Below are 234 nucleotides of genomic sequence, written 5' to 3'. Positions count from 1 at the left end.
CCGCTCGGTGGCGTATGGCGACGTGAACAAGGTGGCCGATTCCGACGCGCGTCAGCAGTATCTGGAGTTCCGCAGCGAGGGCGCGAAGACCTTTACGCTCTCCGAGGGGATGACCGTGACGCCGTATGCGGGCGTGAAGTTCCGCCACACCCTTGAGGATGGCTATCGCGAGCGCAGCGCGGGTGATTTTAACCTGACGATGAACGCGGGCAGCGAAACGGCGGTGGACTCCGT

1 protein-coding gene is annotated in these 234 nt (G+C 63.7%); it reads left to right on the top strand.

Going from position 1 to position 234, the window contains the following annotated elements:
* A partial coding sequence (locus tag LZP96_RS24110) for an autotransporter domain-containing protein (RefSeq protein ID WP_258926385.1) occupies nucleotides 1-234 on the top strand: 234 nt, incomplete at both ends.

This window comes from Huaxiibacter chinensis (genome assembly GCF_022171985.1).
Taxonomy (GTDB): Bacteria; Pseudomonadota; Gammaproteobacteria; order Enterobacterales; family Enterobacteriaceae; genus Enterobacter; species Enterobacter chinensis_A.
Note: the sequence above shows the minus strand (reverse complement) of the source record. Positions and strands in the feature narration are given on the sequence as shown.